This is a genomic window from Mesorhizobium sp. M7A.F.Ca.US.005.03.1.1 (genome assembly GCF_003997975.1).
Lineage (GTDB): Bacteria > Pseudomonadota > Alphaproteobacteria > Rhizobiales > Rhizobiaceae > Mesorhizobium > Mesorhizobium ciceri.
The window spans coordinates 66,097-83,286 of sequence record NZ_RZRO01000006.1; the positions used below are offsets into that span (position 1 = coordinate 66,097).

The 17,190-nt window shown below is 64.0% G+C and carries 18 protein-coding genes; 2 read left to right on the plus strand and 16 right to left on the minus strand.

Translation table 11 applies throughout. From position 1 onward, the window contains the following. Positions 1 to 68: 68 nt before the first annotated feature. The 10 genes from EN990_RS04605 to gcvA all read right to left on the minus strand — a co-directional run bounded on the left by EN990_RS04605 (position 69) and on the right by gcvA (position 11,640). The gene (locus EN990_RS04605) at positions 69 to 1,472 is read right to left on the minus strand and encodes an MATE family efflux transporter (RefSeq protein WP_127369853.1); all 1,404 of its coding nucleotides are present in this window, start codon (positions 1,470 to 1,472) and stop codon (positions 69 to 71) included. 167 nt (positions 1,473 to 1,639) lie between these two features. Further along, positions 1,640 to 3,226: an FGGY-family carbohydrate kinase gene (locus EN990_RS04610; RefSeq protein ID WP_127384819.1), complete on the minus strand. Its 1,587-nt coding sequence runs from the start codon at positions 3,224 to 3,226 to the stop codon at positions 1,640 to 1,642. Next, positions 3,223 to 3,906 (minus strand): HAD family hydrolase, encoded by a 684-nt coding sequence (locus EN990_RS04615; protein ID WP_127369288.1) that lies wholly within the window; start codon positions 3,904 to 3,906, stop codon positions 3,223 to 3,225. The genes EN990_RS04610 and EN990_RS04615 overlap by 4 nt, the downstream gene beginning before the upstream one ends. A gap of 15 nt (positions 3,907 to 3,921) precedes the next feature. Further along, positions 3,922 to 5,400 (minus strand): mannitol dehydrogenase family protein, encoded by a 1,479-nt coding sequence (locus EN990_RS04620; RefSeq protein WP_127369287.1) that lies wholly within the window; start codon positions 5,398 to 5,400, stop codon positions 3,922 to 3,924. A 146-nt stretch (positions 5,401 to 5,546) separates the two neighbouring features. Further along, positions 5,547 to 6,317, minus strand: coding sequence for an L-iditol 2-dehydrogenase (locus EN990_RS04625; RefSeq protein WP_013528417.1), 771 nt, complete (start codon positions 6,315 to 6,317; stop codon positions 5,547 to 5,549). 2 nt (positions 6,318 to 6,319) lie between these two features. Continuing rightward, positions 6,320 to 7,318 (minus strand): ABC transporter ATP-binding protein, encoded by a 999-nt coding sequence (locus EN990_RS04630; protein WP_013528416.1) that lies wholly within the window; start codon positions 7,316 to 7,318, stop codon positions 6,320 to 6,322. A 49-nt stretch (positions 7,319 to 7,367) separates the two neighbouring features. After that, on the minus strand, positions 7,368 to 8,192 hold the full coding sequence (locus EN990_RS04635) for a carbohydrate ABC transporter permease (RefSeq protein ID WP_013528415.1): 825 nt from the start codon (positions 8,190 to 8,192) through the stop codon (positions 7,368 to 7,370). Positions 8,193 to 8,203: 11 nt separating this feature from the next. Further along, entirely contained in the window at positions 8,204 to 9,076 is an 873-nt protein-coding gene (locus EN990_RS04640) for a sugar ABC transporter permease (RefSeq protein ID WP_127384818.1), read from the minus strand. Between the two features lie 123 nt (positions 9,077 to 9,199). Further along, a complete protein-coding gene (locus EN990_RS04645) occupies positions 9,200 to 10,510 on the minus strand; it encodes a sugar ABC transporter substrate-binding protein (RefSeq protein ID WP_013528413.1) in 1,311 nt (436 codons plus the stop codon). Between the two features lie 224 nt (positions 10,511 to 10,734). Beyond that, positions 10,735 to 11,640, minus strand: coding sequence for a transcriptional regulator GcvA (gene gcvA, locus EN990_RS04650; RefSeq protein WP_013528412.1), 906 nt, complete (start codon positions 11,638 to 11,640; stop codon positions 10,735 to 10,737). A 110-nt stretch (positions 11,641 to 11,750) separates the two neighbouring features. Here gcvA and EN990_RS04655 point away from each other — a divergent pair, with 110 nt between their 5' ends. Next, positions 11,751 to 11,936 carry a hypothetical protein gene (locus EN990_RS04655; protein ID WP_013528411.1) on the plus strand — a complete coding sequence of 62 codons (186 nt, stop codon included), beginning with the start codon at positions 11,751 to 11,753 and terminating at the stop codon, positions 11,934 to 11,936. 37 nt (positions 11,937 to 11,973) lie between these two features. Here EN990_RS04655 and EN990_RS04660 read toward each other — a convergent pair whose 3' ends face one another. Beyond that, entirely contained in the window at positions 11,974 to 12,933 is a 960-nt protein-coding gene (locus tag EN990_RS04660) for a sugar-binding transcriptional regulator (protein ID WP_013528410.1), read from the minus strand. A gap of 259 nt (positions 12,934 to 13,192) precedes the next feature. On the opposite strand from EN990_RS04660, the gene EN990_RS04665 reads away from it, so the two are divergent. Next, on the plus strand, positions 13,193 to 13,825 hold the full coding sequence (locus EN990_RS04665) for an HAD family phosphatase (protein WP_127370269.1): 633 nt from the start codon (positions 13,193 to 13,195) through the stop codon (positions 13,823 to 13,825). An 84-nt stretch (positions 13,826 to 13,909) separates the two neighbouring features. Here the strand turns inward: EN990_RS04665 and EN990_RS04670 are convergent, their stop codons facing one another. The 5 genes from EN990_RS04670 to ureE all read right to left on the minus strand — a co-directional run bounded on the left by EN990_RS04670 (position 13,910) and on the right by ureE (position 17,090). Next, complete coding sequence (locus EN990_RS04670; RefSeq protein ID WP_024502042.1) at positions 13,910 to 14,677, minus strand: class II aldolase and adducin N-terminal domain-containing protein; 768 nt, start codon at positions 14,675 to 14,677, stop codon at positions 13,910 to 13,912. A 77-nt stretch (positions 14,678 to 14,754) separates the two neighbouring features. Further along, positions 14,755 to 15,399, minus strand: a complete 645-nt coding sequence (gene ureG, locus EN990_RS04675) for an urease accessory protein UreG (protein ID WP_013528407.1) — start codon at positions 15,397 to 15,399, stop codon at positions 14,755 to 14,757. Next, positions 15,396 to 15,836, minus strand: coding sequence for a DUF3995 domain-containing protein (locus tag EN990_RS04680; RefSeq protein ID WP_127384817.1), 441 nt, complete (start codon positions 15,834 to 15,836; stop codon positions 15,396 to 15,398). The genes ureG and EN990_RS04680 overlap by 4 nt, the downstream gene beginning before the upstream one ends. Next, positions 15,833 to 16,504, minus strand: a complete 672-nt coding sequence (locus tag EN990_RS04685) for an urease accessory protein UreF (protein WP_063170432.1) — start codon at positions 16,502 to 16,504, stop codon at positions 15,833 to 15,835. Before EN990_RS04685 ends, EN990_RS04680 begins: the two co-directional genes overlap by 4 nt. Continuing rightward, on the minus strand, positions 16,497 to 17,090 hold the full coding sequence (ureE, locus tag EN990_RS04690) for an urease accessory protein UreE (RefSeq protein ID WP_127369236.1): 594 nt from the start codon (positions 17,088 to 17,090) through the stop codon (positions 16,497 to 16,499). Before ureE ends, EN990_RS04685 begins: the two co-directional genes overlap by 8 nt. Positions 17,091 to 17,190 lie beyond the last annotated feature (100 nt).

The window sequence follows — 17,190 nt, forward strand, 5'->3', positions numbered from 1 at the left end:
GTTCTGCAGGCGTTGTTCAATGAGCCAACGTCCACAGGACAACAGCCGCCGAGCCCAATTGAGCTGTTTCAATGCCCGAACGCGAGCGGCGGCGCCAGTCGGTCGCGCCGCAGCCAGCGCGCCAGCAGCAGCGCGGCCACCACGGCCAGCCCCGTCGACAGGCCGATCCAGATGCCGACGCCATGCAGGCCGAAATGGAAGGCGAGCAGCACCCCAAGCGGCAGGCCGACGCCCCAATAGCCGATCGCGGCATAGATCATCGGCACCTTGGTGTCGTGCAGGCCGCGCAGCATGCCGGCGGCCACCGCCTGGGCGCCGTCGAAGACCTGGAACAGCGCCGCGAAGACCAGGAACGACACGGCAAGTTCGATCACCCTGGCATTGGCCGGATTGCTCAGATCGATGAAGGCGCTGATCAGCGGATGCGGCCACAGGATCATCACCAGCCCCATCAGCGCCATGAAGGAAACGCCGATGACGAAGGCGGTCCAGCCGGCGCGCGACACGCCTTGCGGATTGCCGGCGCCATGCGCAAGGCCGACGCGCACCGTCACCGCCTGGTTGAGGCCAAGCGGCACCATGAAGGAGATCGAGGCGATCTGGATGGCGATCGCGTGCGCGGCCAGCGAATCCGCGTCGATCAGGCCCATCAGCAGGGCGGCCGCATTGAAGATAGTCACCTCGAAGGCGAGAATGCCGGCAATCGGCAGGCCGAGCCGCAACAGGCCCTTGAAGCGTGGCCAGTCCGATCGCCAGAACCGTCCGAACAGACGATAACGGCGGAACTTCTTCTCCAGTATCACCACGGCAGCCAGGCCGATGAACATCAGCGTTGAGGACAGCGAGGTGGCAAGGCCCGACCCGGCAATGCCCATCGACGGCACGCCGAGATTGCCGAACATGAACACCCAGTTGAAGAAGGCATTGCAGGCGACGGCAACAAAGACGATGACCAGCGCCCAGCCCGGCCGCTCCAGCGCCGAGATAAACGAGCGCAGCACGATATAGAAGTAGAAGGGCAGCACCGCCCATTCGAGCCAGCGCAGATAGATGCCGGCCTGATGCGCCAGTGCCGGTTCCTGGCCCATGGCCAGCAGAATGCCTTCGCCGTGCCAAAGCACGAGCCAGATCGGAATCGAGATCAGGATCGCCAGCCACAGGCCCTGGCGCACGGTGCGGCGCAGGTCGCGCACCGAATAGCGGCGGCGGCCAAGCTCGGTGGCGATCATCGGCGATGTCGCCAGCATCAGGCCGAGGCCGAAGATCAGCGGCATGAAATAGAGGTTGGCGCCAAGCGCGCCACTGGCCAGCGTATCCGGCCCCAGCCGGCCCATCATCATGACGTCGGTGGCCGTCATCGCGGTCTGGCCGAGATTGGTCAGCACCATCGGCCAGGCGAGCGCCAGCGTCGCCCTGATTTCCTGACGCCAAAGATTTTCCGGCGCGCGAGCGCCGGCTTCGATCGCAGACATTGTTCCGCTCTTTCCAGCTACGGCGCGTCGGCCAGAGCCGGAAGCCGCATGTCAAACGGCAAAACCTTCGGTTTCGCGGCGTTTGCGTCAGCTTCTGGACGAAACGCGACATGAAGGCAAGAGAGGAGGGACGGGAACGGATTGAGCCAGGGACCGGCCCCGATGCTCTAGCGGATCGCGTCCAGCATCCGCCGCTGGCGGTGCATCTCAAGGAAAACCTTGTAGTCGCGGTCGAAACGCCCTGATGATTTCGGGTTCGACGCGCGCGTCCTGCCGCCTTGCTGCATGGCAAGACAGGCCGCGTTGAGGTCGGGAAACAGCCCGGCCGCGGTGGCGGCGATCATGCCGGTGCCGAGCAGCACCGCCTCGTCGGCCAGCGGCTCGATCACCGTGCAGCCGGTGGCGTCGGCATAGAGCTCCATCAACAGCGGGTTCTTGGTGTGGCCGCCGGTGACATGCAGCGTATCGATCAGATAGCCGTTCTCGTTCAGCGCCTCCAGCACGTGGCGCACGCCGAGCGCGATGCCGACGGCGGTGCGCCAGTAGAGCTTGCACAGGCTGTCGAAGGAGGAGTCCAGCGTCAGCCCGCTGACGACGCCGACGGCATGCGGATCGGCGAGCGGTGAGCGGTTACCATGAAAATCGGGCAGCACATGCAGCCGCGCGGCAAGGTTGTCGCCCTCGGTGGCGCGCAGCTCGGTGACACGCCTGGCGATCTTCGCATGCATGGCGGCATCCGGCTCGCCGCCGGCGCCGTGCCAGCGGATGATGTGGTCGAGCAGGGCGCCGGTCGCCGACTGGCCGCCTTCCGACAGCCACAGCCTGGGCAGCGCCGCGCCGTAATAGGGACCCCAGACGCCGGCGAAGGGCTGCGGATCCGGTGACATCGCCATGACGCAGCTCGACGTGCCGGCGATCAGCGCCAAATGCCGGCCGATGTCCTGTTGGTCGCCGGCAAAGCCGCCGAGCACGCCAAGCGCACCGGCATAGGCATCGATGACGCCGGCGCCGACCCGGCATTTCTCGCTCAGCCCAAGCTCGGCCGCTGCCTGGGCGGTCAGTTGGCCAATATAAGCGCCGACCGGACTGGCCTTTTCCGGCAAATTGCCGTGCTCGAAAAGATCGCCGAGGCCGACGAGCGCAAAGAAGTCGCGCCGCCAGCCGGCCTCTTCATGCGCCAGATAGGTCCATTTGGCGGTCAGCGTGCATTGCGAGCGGGCCAGCGAACCTGTCGCTTGCCAGGTCAGGAAATCGGTGAGATCGAATAAATAGCCGGCTTCATTCCAGGTCTCCGGCAAATTGCGCTTCAGCCACATCAGCTTCGGTGTCGCCATTTCCGGCGACATGACGCCACCGACGTAATTCAGCACGGCATGGCCGCTTGCCGTGCATTCGTCGGCCTCCGCGATGGCGCGGTGGTCGAGCCAGACGATGGTGTCCCAGCGCTTGTCGCCCGTGGTCGAGATGCTGAGCTGGCCGCCTTGCCGGTCGCGCACCACCAGCGAACAGGTGGCATCGAAGGAGATGCCGACGACCTCCTCGGCAGCTATGCCGGCCTTTTCGCGGGCAGCGCGCACGGCGGCGCAGACGGCCGACCAGATATCGCGCGAATCATGTTCGGCGTGATCGGGCTTCGGCTGGTTCATGGCGATCGGCCGCTCGGCGCGGCCGAGCAAGGTGCCGTTGGTGTCGAGAATGCCCGCGCGAGCGCTCCCGGTGCCGACATCGACCGCGCAAACGAACTGTTTCGTCAAGATGCTCTGTCTCTCGCTCCCAGGCCTGCAATCAGATCGGGCAATTGCAGCATGTCAGCGAATATAAAGTCCGGTTCACTCGACGCAAGCCGCGCTTTCAAGGTCGGGTTGCCGGCGTGCGAGCCGCCGGTGAAGGCAAACACGCGCATCCCCGCCGCCCGCGCGGCAATGATGCCGGCCGGGCTGTCCTCGATGACGAGGCATTTGCGTGGATGGGCCCGCATGCTGGCGGCAGCATGCAGGAACAGGTCCGGCGCGGGCTTTCCCTTGGCCACCATGGTGGCACTGAACAGGTGCGGTTCCATCAGCCCAAGCAATCCGGTGACGTCGAGCGCGTAGCGGATGCGGTCGAGCGTGCCCGAGGACGCGACACAGAACGGCAGCTCAAGCTTCGGCAGCATCTTCTTGACACCGGCGATCGGCTTCAGCTCCTCGCGGAATTTGCGCATCAATTCGACGCGCATCTCGGTCAGGTGCAGGTCGGTAATATCGAGCCCGAAGTCGCGGCCGAGGATCTCGCGCACGCTTTTCATGCTCTTGCCGAGGAAATGCTCGTAGGCGGCATCCTCACTGACGCTGCCGCCGGCAAGCCTGACCATGCCGAGCAGCGCCGAGACGGAGAGCGCCTCGCTGTCGACCAGCACGCCATCGCAGTCGAAAATGACCAGTTCAGGCGTCATGGCCGAGAATGGCTCTCAGAGCTTGCCGGCGAGGTAGCGCGTCAGCGTGGCGCGCGCGCCATTCGCCCACAGCACGTTGAGCGCATGGGCAAAGGCCTCGACAAACGCCGTTGCGCGGCCGACATCGCCATAGATGTCCTCCATGGCGAGCCAGGCGGCGGGAGCGTCCTTTGCTGCCTTTGCCGTCGCCTGCAGCCGGTCCCAACTCGGGTCGTTGGGCTCGATGACGGCGCCGCTGTCCGTCGTGCCGAAGCAATAGCGGCACCACAATGCCGATTCCAGCGCCAGGCCGGCGACGCTTTTCCCAGCCTTCAGCCGGTCGGCGATGGTCGGGATGATGAACTTCGGCTGGCGGTTGGAGCCGTCGAGGCAGAGCCGGCGCACCGTGTCGCCGATCTTCGGGTTGGAGAAGCGGCTCTCGATGAGCTGGTAATAGTCTTCCAGAACCGTGTCCGGCACCGGCGGCACCGTCGGGATGATTTCGTCCCGTTCGAGCTTGGCCAGAAAACCGCTCACCAGCGGCTCCTGCATCGCCTCATGCACGAAATGGATGTCCATCAGGCCGGCCGGATAGGCGATCGCTGCATGGCCGCCATTGAGGATGCGGATTTTCATCAGTTCATAAGGCGCAACGTCTTTGACGAACTGCACGCCGACCTTTTCCAGCGGCGGCCGGCCATCGGTGAAATGGTCCTCCAGCACCCACTGCCGGAACGGCTCGCAGAACACCGGCCAGTTGTCCTCGAGGCCGAAATCCTTGGCCAGGATGCCGCGCTCGCGGTCGGTGGTGGCCGGCGTGATGCGATCGACCATGCCGTTCGGAAAGGCGACATGCTCGCTGACCCAGTTCGCCAGATCCTCGTCGATCAAACGGGCCAGGCCGATGACGCCATCCGAGGTGACATGGCCGTTGTGGGGAATGTTGTCGCACGACATGACGGTGAACGGCACGGTGCCTTCATCGCGGCGGCGCATCAGCCCGGCAAGAATGATGCCGAACACCGTCTTCGGCGTGGCGCCGGCCTGCGCGTCGGCGACGATGTCGGGATGGATCGGGTTGAACACGCCGGAAGCCGGATCGATAAAGTAGCCGCCTTCGGTGATGGTCAGCGAAACGATCTTGATCGCCGGGTCGGCAAGCCGTTTGATGACACCGGCCGCATCGCCAGGCATCAGGAAGTCGATCATCGCGCCGGTGACGCGGGCATTCATATGGCCAGAGTCCTGCTCGACCACCGTGGTCAGCCAGTCCTGCTCTTCCAGTTTGCCGCGGCCGATCTTTTCACCGTCGAACACGCCGGCACCGATCAGCGCCCAGTCATGGCCGATGCCCGCATTGAACAGATCGTCGAGATAGACGGCCTGATGCGAGCGGTGGAAATTGCCGACGCCGAAATGCACGATGCCGGCCTTCAGCGTCGCGCGGTCATACTTCGGACCTGCGACGTTGGCGGGCAGCTTGGAGAGGTTAGAGGACGAGAGTTTCACGGTCATCTGTTTTACCCTTTGGCCGGGTTTCGGCCTTCGTTACGCTCCTCTCCCCGTCGGGGAGAGGATAAGGGGTGGCACTTGCTACGCGCCCGCTGAAGTCGGCCTCTGCTCCCCGCGGAGGGACGAGGAGCAGAGGCCGTCCCCCGCCCTCAACTCATCCACTGGCCGCCATCGACATTGTAGGTCTGGGCGACGATGTATTCGGCGTCGCTGCTGGCGAGAAACACAGCCATGCCGGTGAGGTCCTGCGCCGTGCCCATGCGGCCATACGGCACCGCCTCGCCAACCAGCTTCTTCTTCTCGCCCCTCGGCCGGTTCTCATATTTGGCGAACAGCGAATCGACGTGATCCCAGTGCTCGCCGTCGACGACGCCAGGGGCAATCGCGTTGACGTTGATGCGGTGCTTGATCAGGTCGAGCCCCGCCGACTGGGTCAGCGAGATGACGGCGGCCTTGGTGGCGCAATAGACGCCGACCAGCGCCTCGCCGCGCCGTCCGGCCTGGCTCGCCATGTTGATGATCCTGCCGCCCTTGCCTCGCGCGATCATCGAGCGGGCGGCTGCCTGCAGCATGAACAGCGTGCCGGCGACATTGACGGAAAACAACTTGTCGTAGCTTGCCCTGGTGATTTCGACGATCGGCGCCAGGTCGAACAGGGCGGCGTTGTTGATCAGGATATCGAGGCCACCGGTCTTCGTCTCGACGGCTTTCACCGCCGCCTCGATCGAGGCGAGGTCGGTGACGTCGAGCTTGACCGCATAGGCCTTGCCGCCAATCTCTGCGGCCGTCTTCTGCGCCGCCTCGAGATTGATGTCGGCGATGGCGACGGTTGCGCCTTCGCCGGCATAGGCTTCGGCGAAGGCTCTGCCGATGCCGCGGGCCGAACCCGTGATCAGCGCGGATTTGCCGGCCAGTCGCATGTTCAGATTGCCTTTCCGTCGGCGCCAAAGCGATGCAGCTTGGCCTTGTCTGGTGTCAGGTAAATGGTGTCGCCGTGATGGACGCCGAGTTCGCCGTCGGCGCGCACGGTCAGCGGACCGACGCCGTCGGCCTGGACGTGCAGGAAGGTGTCGGAGCCGAGATGCTCGGCGACGCCGACGACCGCCTTCCATTCGCCCGCCGTGGTCGAGATCTCCAGGTGTTCGGGACGGATGCCGATGGTCTTGGCGCCGTTTTTGGCAGCCGGCGCGCCCTCGATCAGGTTCATCTTCGGCGAGCCGATAAAGCTGGCGACGAACAGGTTCTTCGGCGTCTTGTAGAGCTCCATCGGCGAGCCGACCTGCTCGATGTTGCCGGCGTTCAGCACGACGATCTTGTCGGCCATGGTCATCGCTTCGACCTGATCGTGGGTAACGTAGATCATGGTGGTCTTGAGCTGATGGTGCAGCTCGCTGATCTCCAGCCGCATGGTGCCGCGCAGTGCCGCATCGAGATTGGACAGCGGTTCGTCGAACAGGAAGGCGGTCGGCTGACGCACGATGGCGCGGCCGATCGCGACGCGCTGGCGCTGGCCGCCTGAAAGCTGGCCGGGCCGGCGTTCGAGATAGTTGGTCAGGTTGAGCACGCGCGCCGCGTCTCCCACCTTCTTGTCGATGGTCGCCTTGTCCTCACCGGCCATCTTCAGCGGGAAGCCGATGTTCTTGGCCACCGTCATGTGCGGATAGAGCGCGTAAGACTGGAACACCATGGCGAGCTTGCGCTTGGCCGGTGCCTCGCCGGTGACGTCGCGGCCGTCGATGTTGATGGAGCCGCCGCTGGTGTCCTCGAGCCCGGCGATCAGGCGCAGCAGCGTTGACTTGCCGCAACCCGACGGGCCGACAAAGACGACGAACTCGCCATTCTCGATCACCAGGTCGAGACCGGGGATGATGGACGTCGCTCCGAAGGATTTCGAGACGTTCTTGAGCGTGATGTTTCCCATGGTTTCCTCCCCGAGGGGTTATTTCTGCCGATTGCTTCGGGCAATTCCGTTATTTCACCGCACCAAATGTCAGGCCGCGCACCAGCTGCTTCTGGCTGAACCAGCCCATGATCAGGATCGGCGCGATGGCCAGCGTCGAGGCGGCCGAAAGCTTCGCCCAGAACAGGCCTTGCGGGCTTGAGAACGAGCTGATGAAGGCGGTCAGGGGTGCGGCTTCCGTCGTCGTCAGCCGGATCGTCCAGAACGCCTCGTTCCAGGCCAGGATGATGTTGAGCAGCATTGTCGAGGCGATGCCCGGCACCGCCATCGGCGTCAGCACATAGACGATCTCGTTCCACAGCGATGCGCCGTCCATGCGCGCCGCTTCCAGGATCTCGCCAGGGATTTCGCGGAAATAGGTGTAGAGCATCCACACCACGATCGGCAGGTTGATCAGCATCAGCATGATCATGAGGCCGATGCGGCTGTCGAGCAGGCCTGTGTCGCGGAAGATCAGGTAGATCGGGAACAGCACCGCGACCGCCGGCATCATCTTGGTGGACAGCATCCACATCAAGATGTCCTTGGTCCGCTTGGTCGGCGAGAAGGCCATCGACCATGCCGCGGGTATGGCGACCAGCAGGGCCAGGATGGTCGAGCCGACCGAGAGCAGCACCGAGTTGAAGAAGAACTTGAAGTAGCCGCTCTGTGCCTGGACCTCGGTATAGCTCTCGAACGTTCCCGACGGGATGATGCTGAAGCCCTGGATGGCTTCCTGCTCCGACTTGAACGAGGTGATGATCGTGTAGAGGATCGGGAAGAAGATCAGCAGGGCGACGATCCAGGCGGCAACCGTCGCGATCGTCTTGTGCCGGGTGGTGACTGAGCGTGCCATCGTAGCCTCCCTTACTTGTCCAGGTTCTTGCCGACGGCGCGCATGGCGAAGAAGGCAACGATATTGGCGAGAATGACGGCGATCACACCGCCGGCGGATGCCTGGCCGATTTTGAACTCCAGCAACGCCTTCTGGTAGACGAGGAAGGGCAGGTTGGTGGAGGCATATCCCGGGCCGCCATTGGTGGTGACGAGGATCTCGGCATAGACCGAGAGAAGGAAGATCGTCTGGATCAGGATGACGACCGTGATGGCGCGCGACATGTGCGGCAGCGTCAGATAGATGAAGCGGCTGATGAACCCGGCGCCGTCCATCTCGGCGGCTTCCTTCTGCTCGCCGTCGAGCGACTGCAGCGCGGTCAGAAGAATGAGCGTCGCGAAGGGCAGCCACTGCCAGGCGACGATGATGATGATCGCCAGCATCGGATGTTGCCCGAACCAGTCGATCGGCTGGGCCCCGAAGATGCGGGCTATGTCGGCGAACACCCCGTATTGCGGGTGCATGATCATGTTCTTCCAGACCAATGCGGCCACCGGCGGCATGACGAAGAACGGAGAGATGACGAGGATGCGCACGATGCCCTGGCCCCACATCGGCTGGTCGATCAGCAGCGCCAGAAGGATGCCGCCGATCACCGTGATCAGGAGCACGCTGACCACCAAGGTGAGCGTGTTGAGGATCGACTGCAGGAAGGCCGGGTTGGAATAGAACAGCGCGTAATTCGAGAAGCCGACGAAGCCGTCGCGGATCGGATTGAGCGGGTTGTACTGCTGGAAGGAGAACCAGATGGTGATGACCAGCGGCACGATCATCCAGACGAACAGCAGCACCACGGATGGCGCCATCATGAAACGGGCAAGCGAACGGGTCTGCTGAGTAGCCATGACGGTCACCCTCACTGGTCAGACGGAATTTTCAAAAGGCGTTAAAGGCGGCCGCCCGAACTGGGAACTCGGGCGGCCGTTGCCGGTCAAGGAGGCGACCGGCAGTCGGCACCGGGAGGAGCCTTACTTGATGTATCCGCCCTCGGTCATTGCCGCGGTGGCAGCGTCCTGGGCCTGCTTCAGCGCGTCGTCGACGCTCGACTGGCCGGCAAGCGCCGCCGAGAAGAGCTGGCCGACCGTGGTGCCAAGGCCCTGGAACTCAGGGATGGCGACGAACTGGACGCCGACATAGGGCACCGGCTTGACCGTCGGATGCGTCGGATCGGCGGCATTGATGGAGTCCAGCGTCATCTTGGCGAACGGAGCCGCCTTCTGGTACTCGGCATTGGCGTAGAGCGAGGAGCGCGTGCCCGGAGGAACGTTGGCCCAGCCTTCCTTCGAAGCGACGAGCTCCGCATAGTGCTTGCTGGTCGCCCAGGAGACGAACTTCTCGGCGGCATCCGCTTTCTGCGTGCCGGCGGGGATGGCCAGCGACCAGGCCCACAGCCAGTTGCCGCGCTTGCCCAGGCCATTGTCGGGCGCCAGCGCATAGCCGACCTTATCGGCGACGGTGGAGTTCTTCGGGTCCGAAACGAAGGACGCGGCGACCGTGGCGTCGATCCACATGCCGCATTTGCCCTGCTGGAACAGCGCCAGGTTTTCGTTGAAGCCGTTGGAGGAAGCCCCCTCGGGGCCGTCGGCCTTCATCAGGTCGACATAGAACTGCAACGTGTTCTTCCATTCCGGCTGATCGAACTGCGGCTTCCAGTTCTCGTCGAACCAGCGGGCGCCGAAGGAGTTCGACATGGCGGTCAGGAAAGCCATGTTCTCGCCCCAGCCGGCCTTGCCGCGCAGGCACACGCCGTTCACGCCATTGGCGCGGTCGGTCATCTTGTCGGCGGCCTGCTTGATGAAGTCCCAGGTCGGCGCGTCGGGCATCTTCAGCCCGGCCTTGTCCATCAGGTCCTTGCGGTACATGACGAAGGAGCTTTCGCCGTAGAAGGGCGCGGCATAGAGCTTGCCGTCGACCGAAAGGCCGCCAGCAATGGCCGGGATGATGTCCTTGGCGTCGTAGTCGTCGCCGAGCTTGTCGAGCGGCAAAAGCCAGCTCTGCTTGGCCCAGATCGGAACCTCATAGGTGCCGATGGTCATCACGTCGTACTGGCCGCCCTTGGTGGCGATGTCGGTGGTGACGCGCTCGCGCAGCACATTCTCTTCGAGCGTAACCCAGTTGAGCTGGATGTCGGGGTTCGCCTTGGTGAAGTCCTCGGTCAGCTTTTGCATGCGGACCATATCGCCATTGTTGACGGTGGCGATGGTGATGGATTCGGCATGTGCGGCGAACGCAAGCGTGCTGGCCGACAACAAGCCCAGGGTGAGCGTGCGAAGTTTCATCAAATTCCTCCCTTGAACCAAGATGAGCATTTGCCTTGGCTTTGGGCAATTACTCACTTGGCGTGAATTATGTCAAGTCGGATTCGATGCTGCAGCGCAGCACCCGGGCGACACCGCAGGCCGGGACGAGCGGAAATTGCCAGGACGAAGAGCGTCCCGGCCGGATACAGTGCGGCAACAGCGGATAGATCTGTGAGGCCAGGTGCAGCCCGCAAGCCTGCCGGTCAGCAGGCGATCTCGGCCAGCAGCCAGTCGCGGAAGGCACGGATCTTCGGCACGTTGCGGCGCGCTTCGGGGTAGACCAGCCAAAAGGCATGGCCGTCGTCGCCAACCAGATCGAAAGGCTGGATCAGGCGCCCACCGGCAAGTTCCGCCTTGAACAGCGCCCTGGTCAGGATCGCGACGCCATGACCGGCGATCGCCGCATTGGCCTCATAGGCCTGCGCGCCCATGCTGCTGCCGGGCCGTTTGGCGAGATCGTGCGAGTGCACGCCGGCAGCCTCGAACCATTGCGTCCACCAGATGTCGCCGGGATCGAGGATCGGCAGCCGCAACAGGTCCGCCGGTTCCCTGACGCCGCCGATGCTTGCCGCGAGCTTCGGGCTCAGCATCGGCGTGAAATCGGCATCGAGCAGCTTGTAGGCTTCCAGCCCCGGCCATTTGCCGCCGCCCGACCGGATGGCGAGGTCGACATCCTCGCGGGCGAAATCCGTCAGCCGGCTCGATGTTTCGAGCCGCACGGCAAGGGAGGGATGAGCGATCTGGAATGAGCCCAGATGGTGCGCCAGCCAGTTCGAGGCAAAGGTCAGCACCGTCGTGACGCACAGCAATCCGTCGGCGCCGCCACGCGCCGCCGCATAGGCCTGGCCGAGAATGGCGAAGGCCTCGCTGACCGCTGGCGCAAGGCGCTGTCCAGCCTCGGTGAGTGCGATCTGGCGCGGCCGGCGCAGGAACAGCGGCGCGCCGACCCGTTCCTCCAGCACCTTGATCTGATAGCTGACCGCCGCTTGCGTCATGGCAAGTTCCTCGGCCGCCTTGGTGAAGGAAAGATGCCGCGCCACCGCTTCGAACACCCGGATCGCCTGCAGCGGCGGAAGCTGTGAAACCTGCCGAGAGCTGAGGTCCGGCATAAAGCCTCCTTATGGGTCCTTATCGACGTTCGATTGGCAAAGGCCGCCGTCAAGACCGACATTTCCAGTCAACCCGTCATTCGGGTTCAGGATAGCGAAGGTTGACGATCATGACCATGGCGCAGCAAAAATGCACTTCCGCACCCGATCATCGCTGGTTTTCGTGGCTGACGGATGGATTCGGCTGGTTCGCAGCCAAAAAACGGGCACATCTCGACATCAGGGACCTGTCGCCGCATCTGCAGCGCGATCTCGGTTTTCTCGATGGCAACGACCCTTTCGGGCGGCACAGCTAGCGCGGTTGGTTTTATCGCAGATCAGTTGTGCTTCCGGTCAGATGCTGGCGAGCAGCGCGGCGGCGGTCCGTTCATCGGTGATGAGGCCGTTGATCAGCCGCCGGTTCGCGGCCGCCAGAATGCCCGGCAGCTTTCGTTCTCCCATCGCCAGTGCGATGACCAGCGATTTCTCGCGTGACGGCAGCGACGCCGACGACACCCGGTCGTTGGTGATGCCCTCGATCATGCGGCCCTCCCTATCGAACACCCAGCCGACGATCTCGGCGATGCCGCCGGCTTTCTGCAGCGCCTTCAATTCGCTCTCCGAAATGAAGCCGTCCTCGTAGAGCGGCGCCTTGGGGCCGAGGTCGCCGATGCCGATGAAGGTGACGTCGGCCTCGGCGGCAAGCGCAAGCGTCGGCTGGATCATCGGCTGGTTGAGCAGCATCTCACGCTCCTCCGGCGACGAGGCGATGACCGGCAGCGGCATCGGGAAGGAGCGTGCCTTGACCCTGTCGGCCATGGTGAAGATGACATTGTAGAAGGCGGCCGAACCGTCCGGCGAGATGTTGCCGGTCAACGACACCACCTTGTGTTGCGGGCATTCCATCGGCGGCAGCTGCTCGATCGCCGCCTTCAGCGTGCGCCCGGTGCCGATCGCCATGACGATCGGCGTCGGTGAACGCAACCGTCGCTCGATCTCGGCGGCAGCCGCCTCGGCGATGCCGATCGTGGTCGAGGACGAGTTGGGGTCGCTCGGCACCACTTCGACCAGATCGAGCGCAAAGCGCGATCTCAGCCGTGCCGCCAGATCGAGGCAGTTGGCGATCGGATGGTCGACGCGAACCTTGATCAAGCCCTCCGACACCGCCAGCGATACCAGCCGCTGCGCCGTTTGCCGCGAGATGCCAAGCGTCGAAGCGATCTGGTCCTGTGTGTTGCCGGCAACATAATAAAGCCAGCCGGCACGTGCCGCATCGTCCAGCCTGTTGCTGCCACCATCCTGCCGGCTATTCAAAGTCCTGCCTCCCGAGACCGCCGGTCATGAGAGCGGCCCATGCCCACTTTCGCAGGGAACGGCCTGCTGCGCAATTGTCAAATCTCGGGGGCAATTGCTTGCTGTCCCTCGGCGTAGGCACGGCCCAGTTTCTCGTCTCCCCACGATGTCCGTCTCGCCAAGAGACTTGGCTGCGGTCCCGGCAGGCGGCACGTTCTTGCGCTCCGAAGGTTTATCTCCCGGCTCAAACCCTTTAAGGGATGGCAAAAAGGAGCCTCGCATGACGCCGAAAGCGGTTTTCTGGGACATGGACGGCACGCTGGTCGACAGCGAACCGCTGCACGAAGCTGCCCTGGTGGCGGCGATGCGCAATGTCGGCCTTGTCCCGCCGGACGATCTGCATGAGCGCGTGCTCGGCGTCGCCGCCTTGCCGGTCTACGAGATGATGCGCGACGAGTTCGGCCTGGACCTGCCTTTCGACGACTGGATCCTGCGCAAATACGAACACTACCTGCCGCTGGTGGAGAGCTTGAAGCCGCGCCCCGGCGCGATCGAGATCTTCAACGAGCTGCGTGCAAGAGGCATCCAGCAGGCCGTGGTCTCGAATTCGGACCGGATGATCGTCGACGCCAATTTGAGCATGGTCGGCCTGATCTACCCCGGCATGAAGACGATCAGCCGCAACGACGTGCGCGAAGGCAAGCCGCATGCCGAGCCATTCCTGCGCGCCGCGTATCTGGCCGATGTCGATCCCGCGCAGGCGGTAGCGATCGACGACAGCTGGCCGGGCGCCATGGCAGGGCTGGCGGCGGGAATGAAGACGATCTTCTGGCCGGAAAAGCCGATGGAAGGCCCGCCCGGCGCCATCGTCATCAACAGCGCCGAGGAATTGGGGAAAGAGCTGGGGCTCTGAGGAAAACCGCCCAGGTCGGCGCCGCCCCTCATCCGCCTGCCGGCACCTTCTCCCCGTATAGTGACGGCATGGGGAGAAGGACGCTCAATTCCGGTAGACCGGTTCCTGCTCGTCGAGGATCGCCTTCAACTCGCTGAGATGGCGTTCGGCCTGGCCGGGGTAATCGTCCATCTCGCTCGCCGCCTTTTCGGCGATCGCGTCGGACAGCGTGCGCAGCGGGCGGCCGGTCCACAGCGCCTTGATGTAGGTCTCGGCGGCGCGCTCGAAATAGAACATGCGGTTGAAGGCATCGGCGACCGTGTCGCCGATGACCAGCACGCCGTGATTGCCCATCACCATCACCTTGACCTTGGGATCGACGAGAAGCTGCGAGCAGCGCTCGCCCTCCTCCTCGAAGGCCAGCCCGCCATAGTGCGCGTCGACCACATGGCGGTTGAAGAACATCGCCGAATTCTGGTCGATCGGCGGCAATGTCGAGTCAGCGAGCGATGCCAGCACCGTGGCGTGGATCGAGTGCACATGCATGACGCAGCGCGCGTGACGCACATTGCGATGGATGGCGCCATGCAGCCCCCACGCCGTCGGGTCGGGCGCATTGGGGCCGGAGAGCGTTTCCGGATCGTTGGCATCGATCATCAGAAGGTCGCTCGCCTTGATGCGCGAGAAATGCACCTGGTTGGGGTTCATGAGGAATTGTGTGCCCTCATCATTGACGGCCAGCGAGAAATGATTGGCCACCGCCTCGTGCATGTTGAGCCGCGCCGTCCAGCGGAAGGCACAGGCGAGATCGACGCGCTCCTCATAGTAGGGCAGGTTGGTCAGCGTTTCCTTTTGCAGACGGGCAAGGCTCATCGAAAAATTCTCCGGTTTCGGCAAGAATGCCGTGGCCAGCCCATTCCCGCAACCGGTTTTGGTTGGTGCAGGGATGCTCACGCCGCCGTGCTGGCAGCGGCAGCGCCGGCTCGCAGGCCGCCATGCTCGATGATGAAATCGATCACCTCCTGCAGTCCCTTGCCGCGCGACAGGTCCGTGAAGCCGAACGGCCGCTTGCCGCGCATGCGGCCGGCGTCGCTCTCCATGACATCGAGATTGACGTTCACGTAGGGTGCCAGATCGCTCTTGTTGATGACCAGGAAATCGGAGCGGGTGATCGCCGGCCCGCCCTTGCGCGGAATCTCCTCGCCCTGGCAGACCGAGATGACATAGAGCGTCAGGTCGGCGAGATCCGGCGAGAAGGTGGCGGCAAGGTTGTCGCCGCCGGATTCGATGAAGACGATGTCGAGGTCCGGGAACTTCCTGTTCATCTGCGCGATCGCCTGCAGATTGATCGAGGCATCCTCGCGGATCGCGGTATGCGGGCAGCCGCCGGTCTCGACACCCATGATGCGGTCCTCGGGCAGCGCCTGCAGCCGCGCCAGCATCATGGCGTCTTCCTTGGTGTAGATGTCGTTGGTGACGACGGCGATGGAAAACTCGTCGCGCAGCGCCTTGCACAGTTTTTCGGTCAGCGTCGTCTTGCCCGAACCGACCGGGCCGCCAATGCCGACGCGCAGCGGACCATTTGTCTGTGTCATGCGGGAAACTCCGTGATGGCGAGGATGGCAAAGCCGAGCCCGATCAACAGGCACAGCGGCGAATAATAGCGGACATCGAGCCGCGCGAAAGGCTGTTCAGGCGTCAGCCGCCGCCACCACGGCGTGAAGCCGGCTATGCCGCGTCCCAGGAACACCAGACCGATGAGCAGCGACGTGGCGGCGAGACCCTCCTTGGGGAAGGGTGAAGCGAAGACTCCCATGAGCGCCAGCGGCCATAGTGTCGCCAAGCAGAGGCATGCGGCAACGGCGAAACTGGCGAACGGCGTCGGCATCTCATCGACGCCGCGAAAGCCGACCACGGCACGGGCGCAGGAGGCCGCATCCTGGCCCGGCCAGATGCCGCCAAGACTCCAATAGACATGCAGCGCGGTGATCAGGAGCAGAACAGTCGAAAGCGAGAAGGCGAGAAAAATCATGAGCGGAACAGTCGCGAATATTGGGTTTCATGCTTCATCGCCATGACATCGGAGACGAAGGCGCAGCCACCGAGATCGTCGAGTGTCGAGCGCGCGGCGCGGCTTGCGGTCGCCAGGGCCAGCGGCTCGAAGCCGGCTAACAACGTGGTCGCGCCGCTCTGGCCGACGATGCCAAGCCGGATCGCTGCCTGCACAAGGTTGGAGAAGAAGGTTTGCAGGAAGGCTGACAGCGCATCCTGAAGCGCGATGCCGTTGCCACCCGCAATGGCGCCGACGGCGACGCAATAGGCGCATTCGGCCGGCAGGCGCTCCAGCACCGGATTAGGCCAGGCGGCCGCCGCTTTGAGGAAGGCTCCACCCTGCAGCATGGTCTCGGTATGGCGTTCGCGCGAGCCGGCCAGGGCTTCGGCGAGTGCCGCCACTTCATCGAGATCACCGGTGCCGCATGCCCGGCGCCAGCTCTCGGCGAACAGCACGGCGTCGTTCCAGCCCGAGCCCATCTCGACCAGCGTCTCCAGCCAGCCGGCGAGGCTCCCGGCATCGGCAACCAACCCGTCATGCACCGCCCGCTCGAGACCATGGCTGTAGGAAAAGCCGCCGACCGGAAAGGCAGGCGACAGCCACGCCATCAGCCGCAGCAGGGCGATGTTCGAAGGCTGGTCAGTCATGATCGTGGTGATGGCCGGCATGACTGTGCGAATGGGAACGCGCTTCGCCATGAGAATGGCTGTGCGCTTCGGCGTGGCTGTGGGCATGCGCATGGCCGTGATCGTGGCTTTGCCCGCCATGCCCGGAATAGGCGCCGCGCACCGGCTTGAACGGTTCGGAAACGTCGGTCACGGTGGCGCCCAGCCCCTCCAGCATCGCCTTGATGACATGGTCGCGCAGGATGAGGATGCGTCCGGCCTCGATGCCTGCCGCGAGATGGCGGTTGCCGATATGCCAGGCGAGTTCGGCCAGATGCACGCCATCGCGGGCGCGGATGTCGTAGACCTCTTCCGGTGCCGCGATGATCTCGATATGGCCGCCATTCTCCAGCACCAGCCGGTCGCCATCGTTCAAGGCGACGGGTTCGGGCAGGTCGACCAGCACCTTGCCGCCGTCGGCAAGTTCGATGGCCCGGCGGCGCAGATGCCGCTCGTCATGGGCGAGAATGGCCCGGCCGGACGGTAGGGTGGTTCCGGCAGCGCCGGCGGACAGCACCGAGACGGCGCGCGGGAATTTGGTGAAGTCGGTGTTGAGGTTGAGCTTCATTTCATGGATTTCCCATTTGCTTGTGCCCGCACACGCGCGATCCAACGGCCTTGTACATGTCGAACCCTGCCTTTCCCCAACAAGCTAGATCATCGCGTTC

Coding starts and splice junctions, on each gene's coding strand:
- EN990_RS04635 (WP_013528415.1), bottom strand. CDS start 8,192: ATGGCACGCTCAGTCACCACCCGGCACAAGACGATCGCGACGGTTGCC.
- ureG (WP_013528407.1), bottom strand. CDS start 15,399: ATGACACAGACAAATGGTCCGCTGCGCGTCGGCATTGGCGGCCCGGTC.
- EN990_RS04680 (WP_127384817.1), bottom strand. CDS start 15,836: ATGATTTTTCTCGCCTTCTCGCTTTCGACTGTTCTGCTCCTGATCACC.
- ureE (WP_127369236.1), bottom strand. CDS start 17,090: ATGAAGCTCAACCTCAACACCGACTTCACCAAATTCCCGCGCGCCGTC.
- EN990_RS04645 (WP_013528413.1), bottom strand. CDS start 10,510: ATGAAACTTCGCACGCTCACCCTGGGCTTGTTGTCGGCCAGCACGCTT.
- EN990_RS04670 (WP_024502042.1), bottom strand. CDS start 14,677: ATGAGCCTTGCCCGTCTGCAAAAGGAAACGCTGACCAACCTGCCCTAC.
- EN990_RS04655 (WP_013528411.1), top strand. CDS start 11,751: ATGACCATGGCGCAGCAAAAATGCACTTCCGCACCCGATCATCGCTGG.
- EN990_RS04630 (WP_013528416.1), bottom strand. CDS start 7,318: ATGGGAAACATCACGCTCAAGAACGTCTCGAAATCCTTCGGAGCGACG.
- EN990_RS04640 (WP_127384818.1), bottom strand. CDS start 9,076: ATGGCTACTCAGCAGACCCGTTCGCTTGCCCGTTTCATGATGGCGCCA.
- EN990_RS04625 (WP_013528417.1), bottom strand. CDS start 6,317: ATGCGACTGGCCGGCAAATCCGCGCTGATCACGGGTTCGGCCCGCGGC.
- EN990_RS04605 (WP_127369853.1), bottom strand. CDS start 1,472: ATGTCTGCGATCGAAGCCGGCGCTCGCGCGCCGGAAAATCTTTGGCGT.
- EN990_RS04615 (WP_127369288.1), bottom strand. CDS start 3,906: ATGACGCCTGAACTGGTCATTTTCGACTGCGATGGCGTGCTGGTCGAC.
- EN990_RS04665 (WP_127370269.1), top strand. CDS start 13,193: ATGACGCCGAAAGCGGTTTTCTGGGACATGGACGGCACGCTGGTCGAC.
- EN990_RS04620 (WP_127369287.1), bottom strand. CDS start 5,400: ATGACCGTGAAACTCTCGTCCTCTAACCTCTCCAAGCTGCCCGCCAAC.
- gcvA (WP_013528412.1), bottom strand. CDS start 11,640: ATGCCGGACCTCAGCTCTCGGCAGGTTTCACAGCTTCCGCCGCTGCAG.
- EN990_RS04685 (WP_063170432.1), bottom strand. CDS start 16,504: ATGACTGACCAGCCTTCGAACATCGCCCTGCTGCGGCTGATGGCGTGG.